We start from the raw sequence: 1,034 nt of genomic DNA, 5'->3' as shown, positions 1-1,034 counted from the left end.
GCCGAACCCGATCCGGACGACGTCGCGGCTCACGAGCCGGACGGCGCCGTGCCCCAGCAGCGCGCCGGGCGCGGCGGACCCGCCCCCACGGTGCCGCTGCCCAAGGTTCCCGCTCCCGCCCAGCGCCCGGACGCCGCCGGGACGCGCCCCGGCGCGGCCGCCGAGCAGGGCGGCGGCCCGGTGTCCGACGCCGATCTCGTGCAGCGGATGCGCGGCGGCGACGACAGCGCGTACGAGGAGCTCTTCCGGCGCCACTCGGCGGCGGTGCGCCGCTACGCGCGCACGTGCTGCCGCGACGCGGACACCGCGGACGACCTGACCGCCGAGGTCTTCGCCCGTACGCTCCAGGCCGTCCGGGGCGGCGCCGGCCCCGAACACGCCGTACGCGCGTACCTGCTGACGACGGTGCGCCGGGTCGCCGCGGCCTGGACGAAGACCGCGAAGCGCGAGCACCTCGTCGACGACTTCGCGGTGTTCGCGGCGCAGGCCGCCGCCTCCTCGTCGGTCGTGGAGGACCGGACACTCGAACTCGGCGCGGACGTCAAGGCGATGCACGAGGCCGAGCAGACCCTCGCGATGCAGGCGTTCCGCAGCCTGCCCGAGCGCTGGCAGGCGGTGCTGTGGCACACCACCGTCGAGGAGGAGTCGCCGAGTCAGGTGGCGCCGCTGTTCGGCCTCACCGCCAATGCCACCGCCGTGCTCGCCGGCCGGGCGCGCGAGGGCCTCAAGCAGGCCTATCTCCAGGCGCACGTCAGCTCGGCGCTGACGGCGGGCGGCGACTGCGCGCGCTACGCGGACCGGCTCGGCGCCTACGCGCGCGGCGGGTTGCGCATGCGCGCCGAGCGCGGGCTGCGCAAGCACTTGGACGAGTGCGCCAAGTGCCGCATGGCGGCGGGCGAACTGGCGTCCGTGAACGCGCAGATCCCGGCCGTCGTGCCGATCGCCGTCATCGGCTGGTTCGCGACCGGGTTCTCGCTCAAGGCCCTCGGCCTCGCGGGCGGCGCGGCGGCCGGTGCCGCGGGGGCGGGCGCCGC

The 1,034-nt window shown here is 77.0% G+C and carries 1 protein-coding gene; it reads left to right on the top strand.

Going from position 1 to position 1,034, the window contains the following annotated elements; all coding sequences use genetic code 11:
- Nucleotides 1-1,034 (top strand): sigma-70 family RNA polymerase sigma factor (locus L1885_RS28715; RefSeq protein WP_372482064.1); only part of this gene is annotated, 1,034 nt, incomplete at both ends.

The sequence above is a fragment of the Streptomyces fuscigenes genome (assembly GCF_021556455.1).
GTDB lineage: Bacteria > Actinomycetota > Actinomycetes > Streptomycetales > Streptomycetaceae > Streptomyces > Streptomyces fuscigenes.
The sequence above is the reverse complement of the archived record's forward strand: the minus strand, read 5'-3'. Positions and strand labels throughout refer to the sequence as shown.